Origin of the sequence: Saccharomonospora piscinae (assembly GCF_005862235.1) — a bacterium.
GTDB lineage: Bacteria > Actinomycetota > Actinomycetes > Mycobacteriales > Pseudonocardiaceae > Saccharomonospora > Saccharomonospora piscinae.
Genome location: NZ_VCEK01000007.1, coordinates 112,085 through 130,785, shown reverse-complemented (window position 1 = coordinate 130,785; position 18,701 = coordinate 112,085). Strand labels below are relative to the sequence as shown.

The 18,701-nt window shown below is 72.8% G+C and carries 16 protein-coding genes; 2 read left to right on the top strand and 14 right to left on the bottom strand.

All coding sequences use genetic code 11. The annotated features are described in order from the left end of the window. Window positions 1-4: 4 nt before the first annotated feature. Together FFT09_RS22220 and FFT09_RS22215 are read right to left on the bottom strand one after the other, a co-directional pair. On the bottom strand, window positions 5-832 hold the full coding sequence (locus FFT09_RS22220; protein ID WP_138383906.1) for a uroporphyrinogen-III synthase: 828 nt from the start codon (window positions 830-832) through the stop codon (window positions 5-7). Next, window positions 825-1,802 carry a helix-turn-helix transcriptional regulator gene (locus FFT09_RS22215; protein WP_482822433.1) on the bottom strand — a complete coding sequence of 326 codons (978 nt, stop codon included), beginning with the start codon at window positions 1,800-1,802 and terminating at the stop codon, window positions 825-827. The genes FFT09_RS22220 and FFT09_RS22215 overlap by 8 nt, the downstream gene beginning before the upstream one ends. A 63-nt stretch (window positions 1,803-1,865) precedes the next feature. Here FFT09_RS22215 and FFT09_RS22210 point away from each other — a divergent pair, with 63 nt between their 5' ends. Then, the gene (locus FFT09_RS22210; protein WP_081193763.1) at window positions 1,866-2,270 is read left to right on the top strand and encodes a DUF3224 domain-containing protein; all 405 of its coding nucleotides are present in this window, start codon (window positions 1,866-1,868) and stop codon (window positions 2,268-2,270) included. Between the two features lie 52 nt (window positions 2,271-2,322). Here the strand turns inward: FFT09_RS22210 and FFT09_RS22205 are convergent, their stop codons facing one another. The 10 genes from FFT09_RS22205 to FFT09_RS22160 all read right to left on the bottom strand — a co-directional run bounded on the left by FFT09_RS22205 (window position 2,323) and on the right by FFT09_RS22160 (window position 16,030). After that, window positions 2,323-3,435, bottom strand: a complete 1,113-nt coding sequence (locus FFT09_RS22205) for a uroporphyrinogen-III synthase (RefSeq protein WP_138383904.1) — start codon at window positions 3,433-3,435, stop codon at window positions 2,323-2,325. Beyond that, on the bottom strand, window positions 3,432-3,803 hold the full coding sequence (gene nirD / locus FFT09_RS22200; RefSeq protein WP_138383903.1) for a nitrite reductase small subunit NirD: 372 nt from the start codon (window positions 3,801-3,803) through the stop codon (window positions 3,432-3,434). The genes FFT09_RS22205 and nirD overlap by 4 nt, the downstream gene beginning before the upstream one ends. After that, on the bottom strand, window positions 3,800-6,316 hold the full coding sequence (nirB, locus tag FFT09_RS22195) for a nitrite reductase large subunit NirB (RefSeq protein WP_138383902.1): 2,517 nt from the start codon (window positions 6,314-6,316) through the stop codon (window positions 3,800-3,802). Before nirB ends, nirD begins: the two co-directional genes overlap by 4 nt. Window positions 6,317-6,437: 121 nt before the next feature. After that, the gene (locus FFT09_RS22190) at window positions 6,438-7,832 is read right to left on the bottom strand and encodes an MFS transporter (protein WP_138383901.1); all 1,395 of its coding nucleotides are present in this window, start codon (window positions 7,830-7,832) and stop codon (window positions 6,438-6,440) included. A gap of 45 nt (window positions 7,833-7,877) precedes the next feature. After that, window positions 7,878-9,350 carry an FAD-dependent oxidoreductase gene (locus FFT09_RS22185; RefSeq protein ID WP_081193755.1) on the bottom strand — a complete coding sequence of 491 codons (1,473 nt, stop codon included), beginning with the start codon at window positions 9,348-9,350 and terminating at the stop codon, window positions 7,878-7,880. After that, complete coding sequence (locus FFT09_RS22180; RefSeq protein ID WP_279631024.1) at window positions 9,347-11,449, bottom strand: molybdopterin oxidoreductase family protein; 2,103 nt, start codon at window positions 11,447-11,449, stop codon at window positions 9,347-9,349. The genes FFT09_RS22185 and FFT09_RS22180 overlap by 4 nt, the downstream gene beginning before the upstream one ends. Window positions 11,450-11,579: 130 nt before the next feature. After that, window positions 11,580-12,365: a TIGR02569 family protein gene (locus FFT09_RS22175; protein WP_138383899.1), complete on the bottom strand. Its 786-nt coding sequence runs from the start codon at window positions 12,363-12,365 to the stop codon at window positions 11,580-11,582. A 155-nt stretch (window positions 12,366-12,520) separates the two neighbouring features. Further along, entirely contained in the window at window positions 12,521-13,696 is a 1,176-nt protein-coding gene (gene moeZ / locus FFT09_RS22170; protein ID WP_081193751.1) for an adenylyltransferase/sulfurtransferase MoeZ, read from the bottom strand. 115 nt (window positions 13,697-13,811) lie between these two features. Beyond that, a complete protein-coding gene (locus FFT09_RS22165) occupies window positions 13,812-14,912 on the bottom strand; it encodes a DUF3152 domain-containing protein (protein ID WP_081193749.1) in 1,101 nt (366 codons plus the stop codon). Window positions 14,913-15,004: 92 nt separating this feature from the next. Then, a complete protein-coding gene (locus FFT09_RS22160; RefSeq protein ID WP_138383898.1) occupies window positions 15,005-16,030 on the bottom strand; it encodes an alpha/beta fold hydrolase in 1,026 nt (341 codons plus the stop codon). A gap of 88 nt (window positions 16,031-16,118) precedes the next feature. Here FFT09_RS22160 and FFT09_RS22155 point away from each other — a divergent pair, with 88 nt between their 5' ends. Then, window positions 16,119-16,784, top strand: coding sequence for a TetR/AcrR family transcriptional regulator (locus FFT09_RS22155; protein WP_024877616.1), 666 nt, complete (start codon window positions 16,119-16,121; stop codon window positions 16,782-16,784). 18 nt (window positions 16,785-16,802) lie between these two features. Here FFT09_RS22155 and FFT09_RS22150 read toward each other — a convergent pair whose 3' ends face one another. Both FFT09_RS22150 and FFT09_RS22145 read right to left on the bottom strand, forming a co-directional pair. Continuing rightward, on the bottom strand, window positions 16,803-17,744 hold the full coding sequence (locus FFT09_RS22150) for an alpha/beta fold hydrolase (RefSeq protein WP_138383897.1): 942 nt from the start codon (window positions 17,742-17,744) through the stop codon (window positions 16,803-16,805). Further along, window positions 17,741-18,646, bottom strand: a complete 906-nt coding sequence (locus FFT09_RS22145) for an AurF N-oxygenase family protein (RefSeq protein WP_024877618.1) — start codon at window positions 18,644-18,646, stop codon at window positions 17,741-17,743. Before FFT09_RS22145 ends, FFT09_RS22150 begins: the two co-directional genes overlap by 4 nt. Window positions 18,647-18,701: the final 55 nt, after the last annotated feature.

Genomic DNA, 18,701 nt, shown 5'->3' with positions numbered 1-18,701 from the left:
CGCGCTACCTCCCCAGCCTCGCGACCAGCAGCTTCACCAGCGCGCCGAGCCGCTGGCGTTCGGGCAACACCACGTCGACACCCCGCTCCACCAGCGGCGCGGCCGTGACCGGGCCCACGCACGCGCACACGACCCGGTCGGCCAGCGCCTCGGCGAACCGCGCGGCCTCGGGCTCGCCGTCGGCGAGCGCGAGCAGGTTCGCCGCGGCGGGCGCGCTCGTGAAGGCCAGCGCGTCCACTTCGCCCGCCGCCACGGCGGCGACCAGCCCGCGCGCGGGCGTGAGATCGTCGGGCCACTGCCACCGGTACGGCTGGACCTCGACCACCTCGGCACCCCGCTCACGCAGCGGCTCGGTGTACTCCGGCAGCGGCGCGCCGTGCAGTTGCACCACCACCCGGCGACCCCGCAGGTCCTCGCGTGCCAGCCGGTCGAACAGCTCCCGGTTGCTCTCGCCGGGTGCCGACCATCGCTCCGTGAGCCCACTGCCCCGCACCGCTCCGGTCGCCTTCGGCCCGCGCGTGAACACCGCCGCCCGCGACAGCGACCGGGTCAGCCCCGCCGCGAGGCCCCACTGCTCGGCGGCGTCGAGCCAACCCCGGAATCCGGCGCCGGTCGTCACGGCCACATAGTCCACATCGGACGCCACCACGGCACGGGTGGCGTCGCGCAGCCGATCGTCACCGGCGAGCGGCACGATCCGGATGGTCGGCGCGGGTACGACGGTGGCACCATGCCGCCGCAGCGCGGCCACGAACTCCTCCGCCCTGCGCTCGGCCGTGATGCCGATCGTCACGCCCCGCAACGCGCCGGAGGACGACGAATTCTCACTCATACCGCTCACCCATCCTCGCGATCGCCTCGGACACCCTGCGGCGCAGCTCGGCCGGTCCGAGAACCACCAGCTCGGGACCGAACGGGAGCAGTTGCCCGAGCGCGGGAGCACCCGCCTCCACGGGCAACTCGGCCGTGGACCACCCCGACCCGTCGGGTTCCGAGCCGGTCTCGCGCAGCGCGCGGGCGCCCACCGGCCCGAGGTGAAACGGTACGAGGTCCCGGCCCAGCGGCGACAGCCGCACGCGCGCCCGGTCCGGGTGCAGGCGCCGCTCGAAGTCCTCCGACCAGGCACGCCAGTACGCGGCGAGATCGAAGTCACCGGGCCGCTGGACGGGTTCGGCGGTGTCGGTGAGCGTGTCGATGCGGGAGACGCGGTAGGTCCGCACCGCCTCAGGGCTCCCGCCGCACGCTGCCGCGAGGTACCAGACCCCCGCCTTCAGCACCAGGCCGAGGGGGTCGAGGTCGCGGTCGACGACGCTGCCGTCCCAGCGGCGGTACCGCACCCGCACGCGGCGGGCGTGCCACACGGCGTCGGCCACCGCCGCCAGCGCCGGTGCGCTCTCCAGGTCGCGGTGCCAGCCGGGGACGTCGACGTGGAAGCGCTCGGCCAGCTCGCCCGCCCGGCGGCGCAGTTCCTCCGGCAAGGCCGCGTGCAGTTTGAGTTGAGCGGCCGCCAGCACGGACCCGAGCCCGAGTTCGGCCGCCGCGGCGGGCAGTCCCGCCAGCGCCAGGGCACGGGCCTCGGGCTCCGACAGCCCGGTGAGCCGGGTCCGGTAGCCGCCCAGCAACTGGTAAGCCCCCGTGCGGCCCCGGTCGGCGTACACGGGCACGCCCCCCGCCGCCAGCGCGTCGAGGTCGCGGTAGACGGTGCGCACCGACACCTCCAGCTCGGCGGCCAGCTCGCGGGCCGTCATCCGGCCACGGTTCTGCAACAGCAACAGCTCCGACAGCAACCGGCTCGCACGCACGGGTTCCATTCTGCGCGCGAAAACCTGACAGCAGGTGACAGGTATGGGCCGGAGACTGGGGCCATGAGCAACAGCAACGACAACGCATACACCATGACCGGCTGGGACGAGCACGTCGTCGCGGGCGGGTCCGAGGGGCCCCGGTACGCGCACGCCCACGCCACCTTCACCTACACGGGCGTCATCGAGGGAAGTTCCGTGTGCGACTACCTCCTCTACTACGACGAGCGGACCGGCCACGGCGGGCAGCGCGCCCCCGGCTTCGAGCGCGTCGAGGGCCGCGTCGCGGGCCGCGAGGGCGGTTTTGTGATCCGCCACGACGTCGCCTACACCGACGAGGGCATCAGTGACCGGTTCACCGTGGTACCGGGGTCGGGCACCGGTGAGCTCGCGGGGCTGTCCGGCTCCGGGACGGCGTCGTCGGCAAGTGAGGTCGTGCCGTACACGTTCGACTACCGGCTCGACTGACCTACGGGAAGTGCGGACACGGCTACGTGGGCTGCGGACACGGCGGGGCGGGTCAGGCATGGGAGCGATCGACGGCCAGCCGGTAGCCGCGCTTGACCACCGTCTGCACGAGACCGCGCCTGCCGAGCGCGGTGCGCAGCCGCCCGACCGCCGTCTCCACCGCGTGTTGCTCGCCCCCGTCGGGCAGCACCGCCGTCAGCTCCGCGCGGGAGGTGACCCGGCCGGGCGACGCCGCCAGCGCGCGCAGCACGGCCATCGGCGCGGGCGGTATGTCCCGCAGCTCGCCGTCCACGAGTGCGGCCTGCCCCCGGAGCTGGAGCACGTGCCCGGCCACGGCGAGCCGGGGCGAGCGCGCCGCCAGCGCCTCCGCGAGTGCGCGGGCCAGCGCGCCGAGCCGCGCGCGGGGCGGCTGCACGGTCGGCACCCCCACGGCGGCCAGCGGCGCCGCCGTGACGGGGCCGACGCAGGCCACCACCACCCGGGCGCGCAGCGCGTCCACGAGCGCAGGCTGCCGTCCCGTGCGACGTGCCCTCGCCAGGGTGCTCGCCACGGCAGGGGCGCTGGTGAACGGCAGGGCGTCCACACTCCCGTCGAGCACGGCGTCGATGAGCCGGTCGAGCGGGCCGGGATCGGCCGGGCCGACCCACCGGTACACCGGTACCTCGACGACGTCGGCTCCGGCGGCGCGCAACCCGTCCGCGAAGTACGGCAGCGGTTCACCGTGCTGCTGCACCGCGACGCGCCTGCCCGCGACGCCGAGGGCGAGCAGGTGCGCCAACAGCTCGGCGGTGCTCTCCGAGGCGGGCGAGTACGCCTCCGACAGCCCCGCCGCTCGTACGGCTCCGGTCGCCTTCGGACCCCGGGTCAGCAGGGTGGCGCCCCGCAGCCGGGCAGCCAGGTCCTCGGCGAGCCCCCACCCCTCGGCGGCCTCCATCCAGCCCCGGAACCCGATGCCGGTGGTGGCGACCACGAACTCCGGCGGCTCGGCCACCAGGCCCACCGTGGCCGCGTGCAAAACGGTGTCGTCCACCAGGGGGACGATCCGCAGCGCGGGACCGTAACGGATGGTGGCGCCCTGCCGGACGAACAGCGCGCCCAGCTCGTCGGCACGCCGTGCGGCCGTGACCCCCACGACGTATCCCGCCAGCGGCGCGGGCGCGGTCACGGCGCACTGGCGGGCACCGGGGTGGACACCGGCACGGACACCGACACCGTGCCGTCCTCGACGCGCACCGGGTGAGTGGCCACGCGCACCGACCCGTCGTCGAGACACTCGCCCGTGCGCAGGTCGAAACGCTGCTTGTACACGGGTGAGGCCACCACGGGCACCCCGTCGCGGTCGCCCACGATGCCGCGCGAGAGCACCGCGGCCCCGCTGAACGGGTCGATGTTGGACAGCGCGTAGAACTCGTCACCTCCGGTGCGGAACACGGCCACCTGCACGTCGCCGTCGAGCAGCGCCGCGACGCCGTCGGCCCTCGGCACTGCGGCCACCTCGCACACGGGGGTCCAGACTCGCTCGCCCGTCGTCATCGGCTCCCCACCTCCGGCATTCCCAGGGACACGGGCACGCGCTGGTCGCGCTCGACCCGGAACGACACCGTCGGGTCCGGCACGCCGGGGGCGTTGACGAAGCTCGTGAACCGCGCCAGCTTCTCCGGATCGTCGAGCACGCCTTTCCACTCGTCGCTGTAGTGCGCGACGTGCTCGGCCATCGCGGCCTCCAGCTCGGCGCCGATGCCCAGCGAGTCGGCCACCACGACGTCGCGGAGGTGGTCGAGCCCGCCGTCCAGCTCCTCCAGCCACGCGGAGGTGCGCTGGAGCCGGTCGGCGGTGCGCACGTAGAACATGAGGAACCGGTCGATGATCCGTACCAGTGTCTCGGTGTCCACGTCGGACACGAGCAGGTCCGCGTGCCGGGGCAGCGCGCCGCCGTTGCCGCCGACGTAGAGGTTCCAGCCGGTCTCGGTGGCGATGACGCCGAAGTCCTTGCTCCGCGCCTCCGCGCACTCCCGCGCGCAGCCGGACACCCCGGCCTTGATCTTGTGCGGCGAGCGCAGGCCCCGGTAGCGCAGCTCCAGCTCCACGGCCAGCCCCACGCTGTCCTGCTGCCCGTACCGGCACCACGTGGTGCCCACGCAGGATTTCACCGTGCGCAGCGCCTTGCCGTAGGCGTGGCCGGACTCGAATCCCGCGTCCACCAGCCTGCGCCAGATGCGCGGCAACTGCTCGACCGTGGCGCCGAACAGGTCGATCCGCTGCCCGCCCGTGATCTTCGTGTACAGGCCGAAGTCCCGCGCCACCTCGCCCAGCACCACGAGGCGCTCCGGGGTGATCTCCCCGCCGGGGATGCGCGGCACCACCGAGTAGGTGCCGTTGCGCTGCATGTTGGCGAGGAAGTGGTCGTTCGTGTCCTGCAACCCGGCCTGCTCCCCGTCGAGGACGTGGCCCGCGCCGAGGGTCGCGAGGATCGACGCCACCGCGGGCTTGCACACCGCACACCCGCTGCCCCTGCCGTGCCGCGCGATGATCGCGGAGAACGTCGTGAGCCGCGTGGCACGCACGATCTCGAACAACTCCGCCCGCGACTGGTCGAAGTGCTCGCACAGCGCCGTCGACTGCGCCACGCCGCACGCCGACAGCAGCCTGCCGAGCATGGGTACGCAACTACCGCAGGAGGTTCCCGCCCTGGTACACGCCTTGATCGCGGCCACATCGGTCGCGCCGTTCTCGGTGATGGCCGTGGTGATCGCGCCCTTGCTAACGGCGTTGCAGGAGCACACCTGGGCCGACTCGGGCAGCGCCTCGACCCCCACGGCCACGCCGCCGCCTTCGGGTGCGAGCAGCGCGAGGGGCTCGGCGGGCAGGGCCGACCCGACCAGGGGCCGCAGCAGGGTGTACTCGCTCGCGTCACCGACGAGCACGCCGCCCAGCAGCGTGCTCGCGTCGTCGGAGACGACCAGCTTCTTGTAGGTTCCGGCCACGGCGTCGGCGACGACGACCTCCAGCGCACCCTCCGTAGTGGCGTGGGCGTCGCCGAAGCTCGCGACGTCCACGCCCAGCAGCTTGAGCTTCGTGGCCGTGTCCGCGCCGGGAAACCGGGCGTCGCGCCCGAGCAGGGTGGCGGCCACGACCTCCGCCATCGAGTAGCCCGGAGCCACGAGGCCGTAGACCCGGCCGTCGAGGGCAGCGCACTCCCCCACGGCGTAGACGTCCGGATCTTCCGTGCGGCACCGGTCGTCGACCAGGACGCCGCCGCGGTCCCCGGTCGCCAGCCCGCAGGCACGGGCCAGCTCGTCGCGGGGCCGCACCCCGGCCGAGAACACGACCAGATCGACGTCCAGTTCGGTACCGTTGCCCAGCACCGTGCGCAGTCGCCGGCCGTCGGCGTGGATACCTTCCACCGACGTTCCGGTGTGGACGGTGACACCCAGCGCGCCGACGAGGCCGCGCAACACGCTGCCACCGCCCTCGTCGACCTGGAGCGGCAGCAGCCGACCAGCCAGCTCGACGACGTGGGGCGACAGCCCCATATCCCGCAGCGCCTTGGCCGCCTCCAGCCCCAGCAGCCCGCCACCCACCACGGCCGCCGCGGGTCTACCGACCCGCTCCCCGGCCCGCTCCACGGCGTCGCGGAGTGCGTCGAGGTCCTCGATGGTCCGGTAGACGAAGCAGCCGGGACGCTCGTGACCGGGCACCGGCGGCACGAACGGGCGTGAGCCCGTCGCCAGCACCAGCGCGTCGTAGGGCTGGCTGTGACCCGACGCCGTGCGCACGAGTTTCGCCCCGCGGTCCACCGACACCACCGGGTCACCGAGTCGCAGCTCCACGGCGTCGTCACCGGCGTACTCGGAGCCGGGCAACGCCAGTGCCGCCGGGTCCCAGCCATCCACATAGGACGTCAGTCCCACGCGGTCGTAGGCGGGTCGAGCCTCCTCGGCCAGCACGACGATCCGCCACGCCGCGTCCACGTCGTCGGACCGCACGGCTTCGACCAGCCGGTGGGCGACCATCCCGTGCCCGACGACCACCAACGTTCGACTCATCGCCTCTCCCTTTCGTCGCGAGAGCTGTCCCCATGCTGCGCAGCGGCCGTGTCCGCCCGAATTCCCCGGTGTTGCGGCGCGGTTACCGAACCCTCCGCCGCGCGGCACCGCCGTGCGCGCCTCACACCCGCGCGGTCGCCAGGCTCGGCGCACGGCCCGCCGCGACGCCGCGCCGCAGGTAGAACCACCACGTCACCACCAGGCACACGACGTAGCACGCGAGGATCACGAGCAGCGCCGACGCGATGTCGGCGTCGGCGCCGAGCAGGGAGAACCGGAACACCAGGTTGACCAGCACGCCCCCGAACGCGCCGAGCGCGCCGCACACCCCGACGACGGCCGCGGCCTGGCGCTTCGCCGACGCCGTGACCCGGACCGGGTCCGCCCCCGCCGGTGCCGTGCGGTGCGCCTCGACCGCGAAGATCGCCGGAATCATCCGGTAGGTCGAGCCGTTGCCGATGCCGGTGAACACGAACAGCGCCACGAAGGAGGCGAAGAACAGCCCGAAGTCGTGCCTGGTCACGCTGATCAGCACTCCCACCGTGCCCGCGCCGAGCGCCACGAAGGTCCACACCGTGACCCTGGCGCCGCCGATCCGGTCGGACAGCCAGCCGCCGAACGGGCGGGCCGCCGACCCGATGGCCGCGCCGATGAACGCCAGCCCGACGTAGTGCTCGTAGCCCGCGAAACTGAGTTCGATCAGCGTGGGAAACGCGAACGAGTACCCGATGAACGACCCGAACGTGCCCACGTACAGCAGCGACATCACCCACGTGTGCTTGCTGCGCAGCGCCGTCCGGTACGAGTGCCCGTCGGGCCTCGCCGCCGTGATGCTGTCCATGAACAGCCAGGCCAGCGACGCCGAGAGCACCACGACCGGCAGCCACATCAGTGCCGCGTAGGCGAGTGTGGTTCCCGTGCCGATGCTGATGACCAGCGGCACGGCGAGCTGGGTGACGGCGACACCGATGTTGCCGCCCGCCGCGTTGAGCCCCAGCGCGAGCCCCTTCTCCCGTTCCGGGAAGAAGAAACTGATGTTGGCCATGGACGAGGAGAAGTTGCCGCCGCCCAGGCCCATCGCGGCGGCGGTGAGCAGGAAGAACCAGTACGGCGTGCCCTCGTTCGTCACCGCGAGCAGCAACATCGCGCACGGGATCGCCAGCAGGGCCGAACTCACCGTCGTCCACGCCCGGCCACCGAAACGCGGCGTGGCGAACGTGTACGGCACGCGCAGCACCGAGCCGACGAGGTTCGGCACGATGAGCAGCCAGAACGTCTGCCCGACGGTGAAGTCGTACCCGGCCGAGCCGAGGTCGGTGACCACGATGCTCATCAGCACCCAGACGCTGAACCCCAGGTGTTCCGAAAAGATCGAGAGCACCAGGTTCTTCCAGGCGGTCCGCCTGCCGCCCGCGCGCCAGAACGCGGGGTCCTCCGGCTCCCAGCGGTCGAGCCAGCGACCGCGCAGCCGGAACGAGGAGGTGGTGGGGATCGGGTGCTCCGGTGCGAGTGCCATAAGCCTCCTCGGTTCGGGGGATGCGGAAGTACGCGGGTACGGGAGTCAGGAACTGCTCGCCAGCCAGTCGGCGATGCCGCACACGGTGTCGGTGCAGCCACCGCACCCGGTGGCGGCACGGGTCCGCGCCGACAGTCCGTCCACAGTGGTCGCCCCGGAACGCCAGGCCGTCACGAGCGCGGCCTTGGTCACGGAGTTGCAGCGGCACACGATCGCCGAGCCGGGCAGATCCGCGGGGGATGCGTTGCCCCCGGTGGCGCGGGCCCCGGTGGGCAACGCCCGTCCCAGCAGGAGCGCGAGCCGGTCGGCCGGCGCGGGGACGGCACGGTCGTGCAGCTGGGTGAGCACGGCCGCCGCGTCGGGGAACCCGAGCAACGCGGCGCCGGTCACCCGGTCGTGCCGCAGCACGAGCTTGGCGTAGCGGCGCCGGGCGGGATCGTGGACACGCACCACCTCGACATCCGGATCGGCGTCCGGATCGCCGAACTCGTCCGGTTCGGAGCACGACTCGCCCAGCGCGGTCAGCTCGACGCCCCGGGCCTTCAGTCGGGTCACCACCGCCGTGCCCCGGTAGCGCGCCGCGACGTCCGTGCCGGTGAGCAGGTCGGCCAGCACCGCGGCCTGCTCCCACGCCGGCTGCACCAGGCCCGAGGCGGTACTCGGGTGCTGCGCGCAGTCACCGAGAGCGTGAATCCGGCCGTCGCTGGTCCGCAACGCGTCGTCGACGACGACACCGTGCTCCACCGCGAGACCGGCGTCGCGGGCCAGCGCGGTCTCGGCGCGGACCCCCGCCGCCACCACGACGAGTTCGGCATCGAGGTGCGTCCCGTCGTCGAGCTTCACCCCGTCGCCCGGCACGTAGCCCGCCACGCCGCGACCGAGCCGGAACTCCACGCCCGCGTCGCGCAGCGTCGCGGCCAGCACCCCGCCCGCGGCGGCGTCGAGCTGCCGGTTCAGCAGGTGCGAGGCCGGATGCACGACGGTGACCAGGCTGCCGCGTCCGGCCAGACCCCTGGCGGCCTCCAGCCCGAGCAGTCCGCCGCCGACCACCACCACGGGCGCACCGGGCCGCGCCGCGGCGACCAGGCGCTCGCAGTCGTCGAGCGTGCGGAAGGCGACCACCCCGTCGGCGAGCCCGCCGGGGCAGGCCAGCCCCTCCACGGGCGGCAGCCACGGTGTGCTGCCGGTGGCCAGCACCAGCGTGTCGTAGTCGAGCGCGGCGCCGTCGGCCAGCCACACCCGCCGCGCCCGCCGGTCGAGGCGGCACGCCCTGGTGCCGACCCGCAGGTCCACACCATGCGCCGCCGCCCATCCCGGCTCGTGCAGGCGCACCGCGTCCGCACTCAGCGACCCCGCCAGCACCGACGACAGCAGCACCCGGTTGTACGCGGGATGCGGTTCGTCCCCCACGACGGTCAGCGCCACCCGCTCGCCGTCGGGGTCCCGGCGTACGACCTCGTCGGCCAGGCGCGCACCCGCCATGCCGTACCCCAGCACGACCACCCTGCGGGGTGTCACGACACACCACCGGAGGGCAGCAGGCGCACGGCGCACACCTTGAACTCGGGCATGCGGCTCGTGGGATCGAGCGCGGGGTTGGTCAGCAGGTTGGCCCGCTGCTCACCGGGAAAGTGGAACGGAAGGAACACGACGTCCGGGCGCATCGACGGCTCGGTGCGCACCCGCGCCCGCACGGCACCGCGCCGGGAGACCACCCTGGCCTCGTCCCCGTCGGCTAGCCCCGCCCCCACGGCGGTGTCGGGGTGGACCTCCACGACGACGGTGGGCGCTGTGTCGTGCAGCTCCGGGATCGCCCGCGTCTGCGCCCCGGACTGGTACTGCGCGAGCACCCGTCCCGTGGTCGCCACCAAGGGAAACTCGTCGTCGGGTGTTTCGGCGGGCCCGGTGTGGTCCACCGCGGCGAAGCGGGCGAGGCCGTCGGGATGGGCGAAGCCGTCGACGAACAGCCTCGGCGTCCCGGGATGGTCGTCGTCCGGCACCGGCCAGTACAGCGCCTCACCCGCGCGCAGCCGGTCGTAGCTCACGCCCGAGTAGTCGGCGGGCCCGCCGCGCGATGCGGCGCGCAACTCGGCGAACACCTCCTCCGCCTCGGCGGGAAAGCGCGCGGCGGGCTGTCCGAGCCGTCGTGCCAGCGCGGCCAGGACGGCGAGATCGGTACGCACGTCCCGCGGTGGTGGGAGCGCCCTGCGCCGCAGCAGCACCCGGCCTTCGAGGTTGGTCATCGTGCCCGTCTCCTCCGCCCACTGCGTGACCGGGAAGACCACATCGGCCAGCGCCGACGTCTCCGACAACACCAGATCGGCCGTCACCAGGAGGTCGAGCGCCGCCAACCGCTCGACCACGTGCGCCGCGCGCGGAGCCGAGACCGCGGGATTGCTGCCGAACACCAGCAACGCCTTCGGGCCATCCTCGGTGCCCAGTGCGTCCAGCAGCTCGTACGCCGACCGGCCCGGCCCCGGCAACGAGGCGGGCGCCACGCCCCACACGCGCGCCACGTGCTCACGGGCCGCCGGGTCGGTGATCCGGCGATATCCCGGAAGCTGGTCCGCCTTCTGCCCGTGCTCCCTGCCGCCCTGCCCGTTGCCCTGCCCCGTCAGGCAGCCGTAACCCGATCCGGGCCGCCCGGGCAGGCCGTGCGCCAGCGCGAGGTTGATCCACGCGCTCACGGTGTCGACGCCGCTCGCGTGCTGCTCCGCTCCCCGCGCCGTCAGCACGTAGGCACGGCGCGCTCCGGCGAGCATCGTGGCCACCCGGCGCTGGTCGGCCGCCGCCACTCCGGTAAGGCGTTCCACCCGCTCGGGCCAGTAGGCTGCCGCGACCCGCCACACCGCGTCGAAGCCCGTCGTCCTCTGCTCCACAAAGGATTCGTCGACTCGTCCCGCCTCGACGGTCGCGTGCAGGATGCCCAGCGCCAGAGCCAGATCCGTCCCCGGCGCGGGAGCCAGTCGCAGGGTCGCCAGCTGTGCCGTCGGCGTGCGTCGGGGATCGACCACCACGAGCCCGCCGCGCGTCCGCGCCCCGTGGAGGTGGCGCACGAACGGTGGCATCGTCTCGGCCGGGTTCGCGCCCACGAGCACCACCACATCCGCCTCACCCACGTCGGTCAGCGGAAACGGCAGGCCCCGGTCGAGCCCGAACGCCCGCGTCCCCGCCGCCGCGGCCGACGACATGCAGAACCGGCCGTTGTAGTCGATCTGCGAGGTACCCAGCGCTACCCGCGCGAACTTGCCGAGCAGGTAACTCTTCTCGTTGGTGAGTCCCCCGCCGCCGAAGACCGCCACCGCGTCCGGCCCGTGGTCGCGCCGAAGGCGGCGCAGGCGCGCGGCCACGAGATCGAGCGCCGTGTCCCAGCTCGCGGGTCGCAACTCACCGTCCTCGCGCACGAGCGGTGTGGTGAGCCGGGCAGGGGAGCCCAGCAGCGTGCCCGCGGTCCAGCCCTTCTGACACAGCCCTCCCCCGTTCGTGGGGAAGTCGCGGGCCCCGACGGTGCCCGACGAACCGAGAGTCATGGCGCACTGCAAAGCGCAGTACGGGCAGTGCGAGTCGGTGCGGGACTCGGGGTCGGCGGGTGCCGGACCGGACTCCGTCAGCGTCACAGGGACCTCCTGCCTCATCGGCGGCGGTTCTCGACGCTAGGAATCCCGTGTTACGCGCGTGAGGCGGCAGGTTTCGGTCACGCTGCGGTGTGCGCGCATCGACCCGGGGCCCGCGGTGAGGTGCGCGGCGCTACAGCAGCTCGGTGACCTCGTTCGCGGCGCGGCGAAGGCCGTCCAGCGTCGTCGCACCGGAGGCAGGATGCAGGGCGTGCCATGCCAGGCGGAAGAGGGTCGCCCGCAACAGCAGCTGCGGCCACGCGGGCAGGTGCGACCAGCGGCGCAACAGCGCCCCGTCGGCGCCGCCCCAGGCCACCGCGTCCACCGCCGCCACCGCGGCACCCCACTCCGCCGGTCGGAAGTGGGGGACGAAACCGACCAGCCCCGGCGGCTCGTCACCGTCGAACAGCAACGTGCCGAACAGCTCGGCATGCACCAGCTGGTCCCGCGCGGAGACCGGACGGCGCGCCAGTGCCAGGATCTCGAACAGCCGCCCTCCCGTGGCCTCGTCGAGGTCCTGGTGCTGCTCGTCCCAGGCCATGCGTTCGGCCAGCGTGAAGGCGTCGTCCCGCTCGGACGGCTCCGGCGGGCGGGGAAAGTCCGCGGTGGCCTGGTGCAACCGCACCGCGGCCAGCACGGTCTCGTCGGGACGGTGTTCCACGACTCCGGACACGTGCCGGCGAGCACGCCACCCGCTGACCACCCAGCGGCCGTCGCTTGCCCCGATGGGGCGTGCCACCCGCAGCCCTGGCAGCTCCAACCCGGCGAGGGTCCGGCACAACCACGCCGCGAACGCGCGGTCGCGCACCGGTTCGAGCACGACGTCCCCGGCTCGCCACGTCGTCCCCACGGGTGTCACGTCGGCCGCGCCCAGCCCGAACGCCCTGCGGACGTGCTCGGGGGGCGGTCGGTGATCCACGCGGCGACGTTACCCCGCCGCCAGGCCTACGGGAACTGCGGACACGGCGACGAGAACTGCGGACACGCCGGTGCGGGCCCCCACCACCGGCGTGTCCGCAGGCTGTGTAGCCGTGTCCGCAGGCTGTGTCGGCGTGTTCGCAGGCTGCGGGGTGATCAGTACGTCGGGAGGCTCGGGTCGACCTGCCTGGCCCACGCGAGCACGCCGCCACCGAGGTGGGTCGCGTCGCGGAAGCCCGCCTTGTGCAGCGCGGCCAGCGCCTCGGCCGAACGCACGCCGGACTTGCAGTGCAGCACGATGGGCCGGTCCTGCGGGAGTTCGGCCAGCGCCTCCCCGGACAGGATGCGGTCCTTCGGGATCAGCGTCGCGCCCTTGATGTTGACGATCTCGTACTCGTGAGGCTCCCGGACGTCGATCAGCTCGAAGTTCTCGCTCGCGTCGAACTTGGCCCGCAGCTCCGCCGGGGTGATCGTGTGGTCGGACGCGGCCTGCTGGGCGTCGTCGGACACCACACCGCAGAACGCCTCGTAGTCGATCAGCTCCGTGATCTTCGGCGTCTCCGGGTCCTTGCGGATCTTCACCTCGCGGTACCGCATCTCCAGGGCGTCGTAGGTGACGAGCCTGCCGAGCAGCGGGTCGCCGATGCCGGTGATGAGCTTGACCGCCTCCGTCACCATGATCGAACCGATGGAGGCGCAGAGCACGCCCAGCACGCCGCCCTCGGCGCACGACGGCACCATGCCGGGAGGCGGCGGCTCGGGGTAGAGGTCGCGGTAGTTGAGTCCCCGGCCGTCCGGCGCGTCCTCCCAGAAGACGCTCACCTGTCCCTCGAACCGGAAGATCGACCCCCACACGTACGGCTTGCCGAGCAGCACCGCCGCGTCGTTGACGAGGTAGCGCGTGGCGAAGTTGTCGGTGCCGTCGAGGATGAGGTCGTACCCGGCGAACACGTCGAGCGCGTTGTCCGTCGTGAGCTGCTCCTGGTGCAGCACGACGTCGACGAGCGGGTTGATCTCGGCGATCGACTCGCGCGCGGACACGGCCTTGGGCTTGCCCACGTCGGACTGACCGTGGATGACCTGCCGTTGCAGGTTCGACTCGTCCACGACGTCGAAGTCGATGACGCCGAGGGTGCCGACCCCCGCCGCGGCGAGGTACAGCAGCGCCGGGCTTCCCAGTCCACCGGCACCGATGACCAGGACCTTCGCGTTCTTGAGCCGCTTCTGCCCCGCCATGCCGACGTCCGGGATGATGAGGTGGCGGCTGTAGCGCTCGACCTCTTCCTTGGTGAGCTCGGCGGCAGGCTCGACGAGCGGCGGCAGCGTTGACATCAGTCCTCCATCTCGCGCGTGTCCGCGAATCGCGGTCTCATTCATCTATAACCGCGCGAGCGGCCCCGGTCTTCCCCGTCCACATGGTGGGCGAGGGTGGGGCGTGCCACCCCGCTCAGTCGCCGTCCGGCTGCGGGTTGGGCCAGGCGTTGGGTTTGCAGACCTTGCCGTCGGCGGGCACGGCGCCGACGTCGCCGCCGGGCATGTCGTTGAGCTTCGCGACGTAGTCGTTGGCGACGCCGAACGTCTGCTGCATCATCACGGGCGCGAGTTCGGCGTCCTCGCGGCAACCGACGTGGTTGTTTCCGAGGGCGTGACCGACCTCGTGATTGATCACGTACTGGCGGTAGCCGGTGTCGTCGCCGCCGAACGCCTTCGCTCCGCGCACCCACCGCGCGAGGTTGATCACGACCCGGGGCCCGTCCGGGGTGGTGCTCTTGTAACAGGACGACTCGAACGGGATGGCCGTGCCGCACAGCTCGCCGGTCGTCTCGGGTGACGTGAGGCTCACGCGGAAGCGCGGAGCGGGGTGGCTGCCGTCGACCCGCTTCATCGCGACGTCGCCGGTACCGACCCAGCTGCGCTCGCTGGCCAGGATGGCCTCCACGGAGGCGGCGAAGCTGTCGTCTCCGGTGTAGCTGCCCGGATCGAGCCCGTCTTCCACCTCGACGGTGTACGTCCAGACCTCCCCGGTCTCGCCCGCCTGCTCGCCACTGCCCTCGGCGAGCGGGACGACGTGCCAGCTCCCCTCGCCCGACTCCGTGTAGTCGCCGCCGTCGGGGAGTTCGGCGGTGGGGATGTCGAGGTCGACGGGTGAGGCCGGGACCTCGGTGGCCACCGGCGCCCGCTGCTCCTCGTCGGCCCCGTTGCCACCGCTGCTCGCGGCGTCCGGCGACCCGTTGTCGGACGCCCCCGACCCCCTTGTGGTGTCGAACACCACGAGGGCGGTGACGACGAGCAGGATGGGCACCAGGTAGGCGCGCCAGCCGAACGCGGCGGTGAACCGCCTCAGCCCGGACTTCGTCGACGCGTGCCGGGTCCGGGTGCCCTCGGGGCGCCACGCGGCACGCAACGGTTCACCGGGACGCCGCCGCTCGCCCTCGTGTTCCTCCTCGGCGGGCTCGGGCCCGTCGGAACCACGGGAAGCAGCGGAACCGCGACCGGCCGCCGCGACGTTCCGGTGGTCCTTTCGTGTTCCTTCTGTTACCCGCTCCACGAGTGTCAGAGTGCCACACCATCGCGTCCTCTAACGCGCCCGGCTCGGCGCGTTCGGCCGATCCCGTGTCACCCGTTGCGGGCACGCCCGCCCTACCAGTGCCCGGCGTCGACACCGTCCCACAGCCCGAGTACGGCCCTGGCCACGGTCGTGGGTCGCTCCATCTGGGCGACGTGTCCCGTCCTGGGGACGACGAACAGCCGGGCCCGGGGGATCAGTTTCGCCGTCCTCGGGGCGCGGCGGACGGAGATCACCCGGTCCTCCGTGCCCCAGACCACCAGCGTGGGCGCGGTGATCCCGGGCGCCAGCGACCACAGCGACCCCGCGCCGCGGGTGAACCAGGCGCGGAAGATCTCCATCGTGCTCAGCGCCATCGCGCGTTCGGCCCAGCCGTAGGCCGCGCGGGCACTGTGTTCCTCGACCAGCTCGTCGAAGCGGCGCGCGGGAAACGAGTCCGGGTCGGCGAAGCACAGCCGGATGACCTGCTCGGCGCGTTGCCTCGGCGTCAGCGCGGCGAGGGTGCGCCGCACCCGCCTGCCGACGACCGGCAGGTAGGCCAGCGCCAGCCTCGGGTCCGAGAGCCTGCGGGGGTCGGGCCGCAGGTCGGGCATGGCAGGCGAGATGAGGGTGAGTGTGCGCACGAGATCGGGCCTGTGGGCCGCCACGAGCATCGCGACCGCGCCGCCCATGGAGTTGCCGAGCAGATGCACCGGGGCCTCGGTGTGGGTGGCCAGGTAGCCGGCGAGGACGTCGGCGTGTGCCGCGAGGCTGAAGGTGAACCCGTCCAGCGGCTCGGAGAACCCGAATCCGGGCAGGTCCACCGCCTGCCCCGCCGCGTGTGGCGACAGCAGCCTGCCGAGGTCGGTCCAGTTGGTGGACGAGCCGCCGAGCCCGTGTACGTACACCGCCGTCCCGTGGCGCGCAGGCTGATCCGCCGGGTCCTCGGTGTGCCGCACGTGCAGGGCGAGGTCACCGATCTCCCGCCTCGTCCCGGGCCACGGTCCGGCGGTGTCGTCGAGGTCCGGCAGTGGCGTGGCCGACAGCGGCACGTGCGTGAGCGGCGGCCTGGCCCCCACGCCCGTCAGGCTGTCGGGTGAACTGGTGAACGTTTCGGGCACGGTTCCAGCATGCCTGACGGACACCAGGTTTGGCGTGCGGTACGTACCCACGAGTAGTCTGCGGTGGGAAGTTCGAGTGGAGGCGGGGATGACGGAGACAGGGCAGGCGCGCGCACAGGTGCCGAGCCAGGAGACCGGCTCGGCACCGTTCGGTCGCGGGGTGCGGCTCCCGCGCACGGAGCGCCGGGCTCAGTTGCTGGCCGCCGCGCAGGAGGTGTTCGCGGCCAACGGCTATCACGCCGCCGCGATGGACGACATCGCCGAGCGCGCGGGCGTCAGCAAACCCGTGCTGTACCAGCACTTCCCCGGCAAGCTCGACCTCTATATCGCCCTGTTGGAAAGCCACGTCGACACCCTGGTGTCCGCCGTGCAGCAGGCGCTGGCGTCCACGACGGACAACAAGCAGCGGGTCAAGAACGCGGTGGGCGCCTTCTTCGAGTTCGTCAACGGCGACGCGGGCGCGTTCCGCATGGTGTTCGAATCGGACCTCCGTGGCGAACCGTCCGTGCAGGAGGCCGTGGACCGGGCCACGACGGCCAGCGTCGACGCGATCACCGAGACGATCACTGCCGACGCCGGTCTCGACGAGGAGAAGGCCCGCCTGCTGGCCGTCGGGCTGGTGGGGATGAGCCAGGTCAGTGCCCGGTTCTGGCTGGCCAACAGCTCGATGTCGCAGGATGAGGCCGTGGCGCTCACCTCCACGCTGGCCTGGCGGGGCATCGGCGCGGGCTTCCCGCTGTCCGGTCGGGACTGAGAGCAGCCGAGCAGCCGCTCAACTCGGCAGCGGCGCGGCTTCGCGGCGCGCCGCGACCGCCGTGATCTGGTCGGCCACGTCGTGCGCCCGCTCGTGCGCCAGCATGTGCCCCGCGTCCGGCAGCGTCACCAGGTGCGCCGAGCCCAGCTCGTCGGCGATGGCCCGGGCGTGCCGGGGTGAGCACAGCCGGTCGGCCGTGCCCGTGAGCACCGCACCCGGGACTCCGCGCAGGGTCGCGAGTGCGGCGGTGCGGTCGTGGACGGAGATCTCGGTCTGGAATGCCCCGACGCTCGCCGGATGAGCGCGCAGCAGCTGGTCGGTCACCGAGGCGACGTCGGCGCGCCGGGGCCGGCGACCGAACACCAGCCACCGGGTGCCCACGCGCGCGACGGCGGGACGCAGCGGGAGCCGGTCGCGCCGGTAGCCCGCGAGCGCGGTGGCGAGCCCGCGCTCGACGCGGTGGGCCGCGCGGCCTGCCGCGCCCGGCAGACCGAGCGTCACGCGGCCCATGTCGGCACACGCCGTGGACACGAACACGACACCGCTGGCGTGCTGTCGCACCAGTTCGGGATGCCGCTCGGCCAGCGCCATGATCGTCATTCCGCCCATGGAGTGACCGGCAAGCAGCAACCCACCGTGCGGTGCCACGCGCCCGGTCGTGACGGCGTCCTCCACGATCTCGGCGAGGTCGTCGGCGAGCCGGGCGATGGTCGCGCCGCCGGGCACAGCGGGCGCCGACTCGCCGTGCCCCCGCAGGTCGTAGCGCATCCACCGCACGTCCGGCGGCAGGAGCTCGACGACCCGGTCCCACGTCCCGCGGTCCTGGGTCCAGCCGTGGACCAGGACCACGGTCGGACCGTCGGCTGTGAAGTCGCCGAAGTCGCCGGAGTCGCCGGAACCACCGCCCCACTCCACCGCCAGCGAGGTCCCGTCGGCCGTGGTGAACCGCCGGGCGCTCATCGGGCCGCCAGCAGGTGCGAGCGGCGCCACCACGGCATTCCGGGCGCCCCCACGAGCCCGGCGTCGTCGAGGAAGCTCATGATCCGCTCGCCGGAGTAGCGCACGCTCTCCCGCCAGTGCGGGTTGGCGACGGCCGCGCGGTATCCGTCGCGGGGACGGATACCCACGGCCTTGTAGACGGCGGGGTTGACCAGGCTGTGGGTGATCTCGTTGGCGACGACGGCGATCAGCCACTGCTGGTAGGCCCGCTCCGGACCGCGCAGCCGCGCCATCCCGCGCTTGACCTCCTCGCGGGCGAACGTGACGTGGCGCGCCTCCTCCAGCACGTGGATGCGGTTGACCATGCGCACGAGCGGCTGGATCTCCGGGTCGTTCATCTGCTCGCGCTGCAACCGGTCGAGGATCTCCTCCGCGACCAGGATCGAGCCGTACATGGCGGGACCGTACGCGAGGAGGTTGAGCACCTTGCCGAGCCGCCTGCGCCACGGAACGGGCCCGTAGTGCGGGCAGCCGACGCGGTCGGAAAGCCGCGCGAACATCGTCGAGTGGCGGCACTCGTCGGCGATCTCGGTGAGGGCGTACTGGGCGAACCCGGTGGTCGGGTCGGTGTCGTAGACCTCCTTGAGCAGCATCTGCATGAGCAGCACCTCGAACCAGATGCCGTTGGTGGCGATGCTGGCGAGTTCGTGCTTGCCGAGTTCGATGCGCTGCTCGGGGGTGAGCCGGTCCCACAGCTCGGTGCCGTAGAGCGTGGAACGCTCCGGTGGGATGAAGTGCTTGCCCTCCTCCAGCGGCGCGTCCCAGTCGATGTCGATCTCGGGGTCGTAGAACTTGTTGGCCGACGACTTGAGCAGCCGTTCAGCGGTCTTCTCGCGGGTCGACTCCGACACGGCGCGCGTCATCGCGGCCACCACCTTCCCCTTGCGTGTAACCCCAGGTAACAGTTACTTCTGGTAG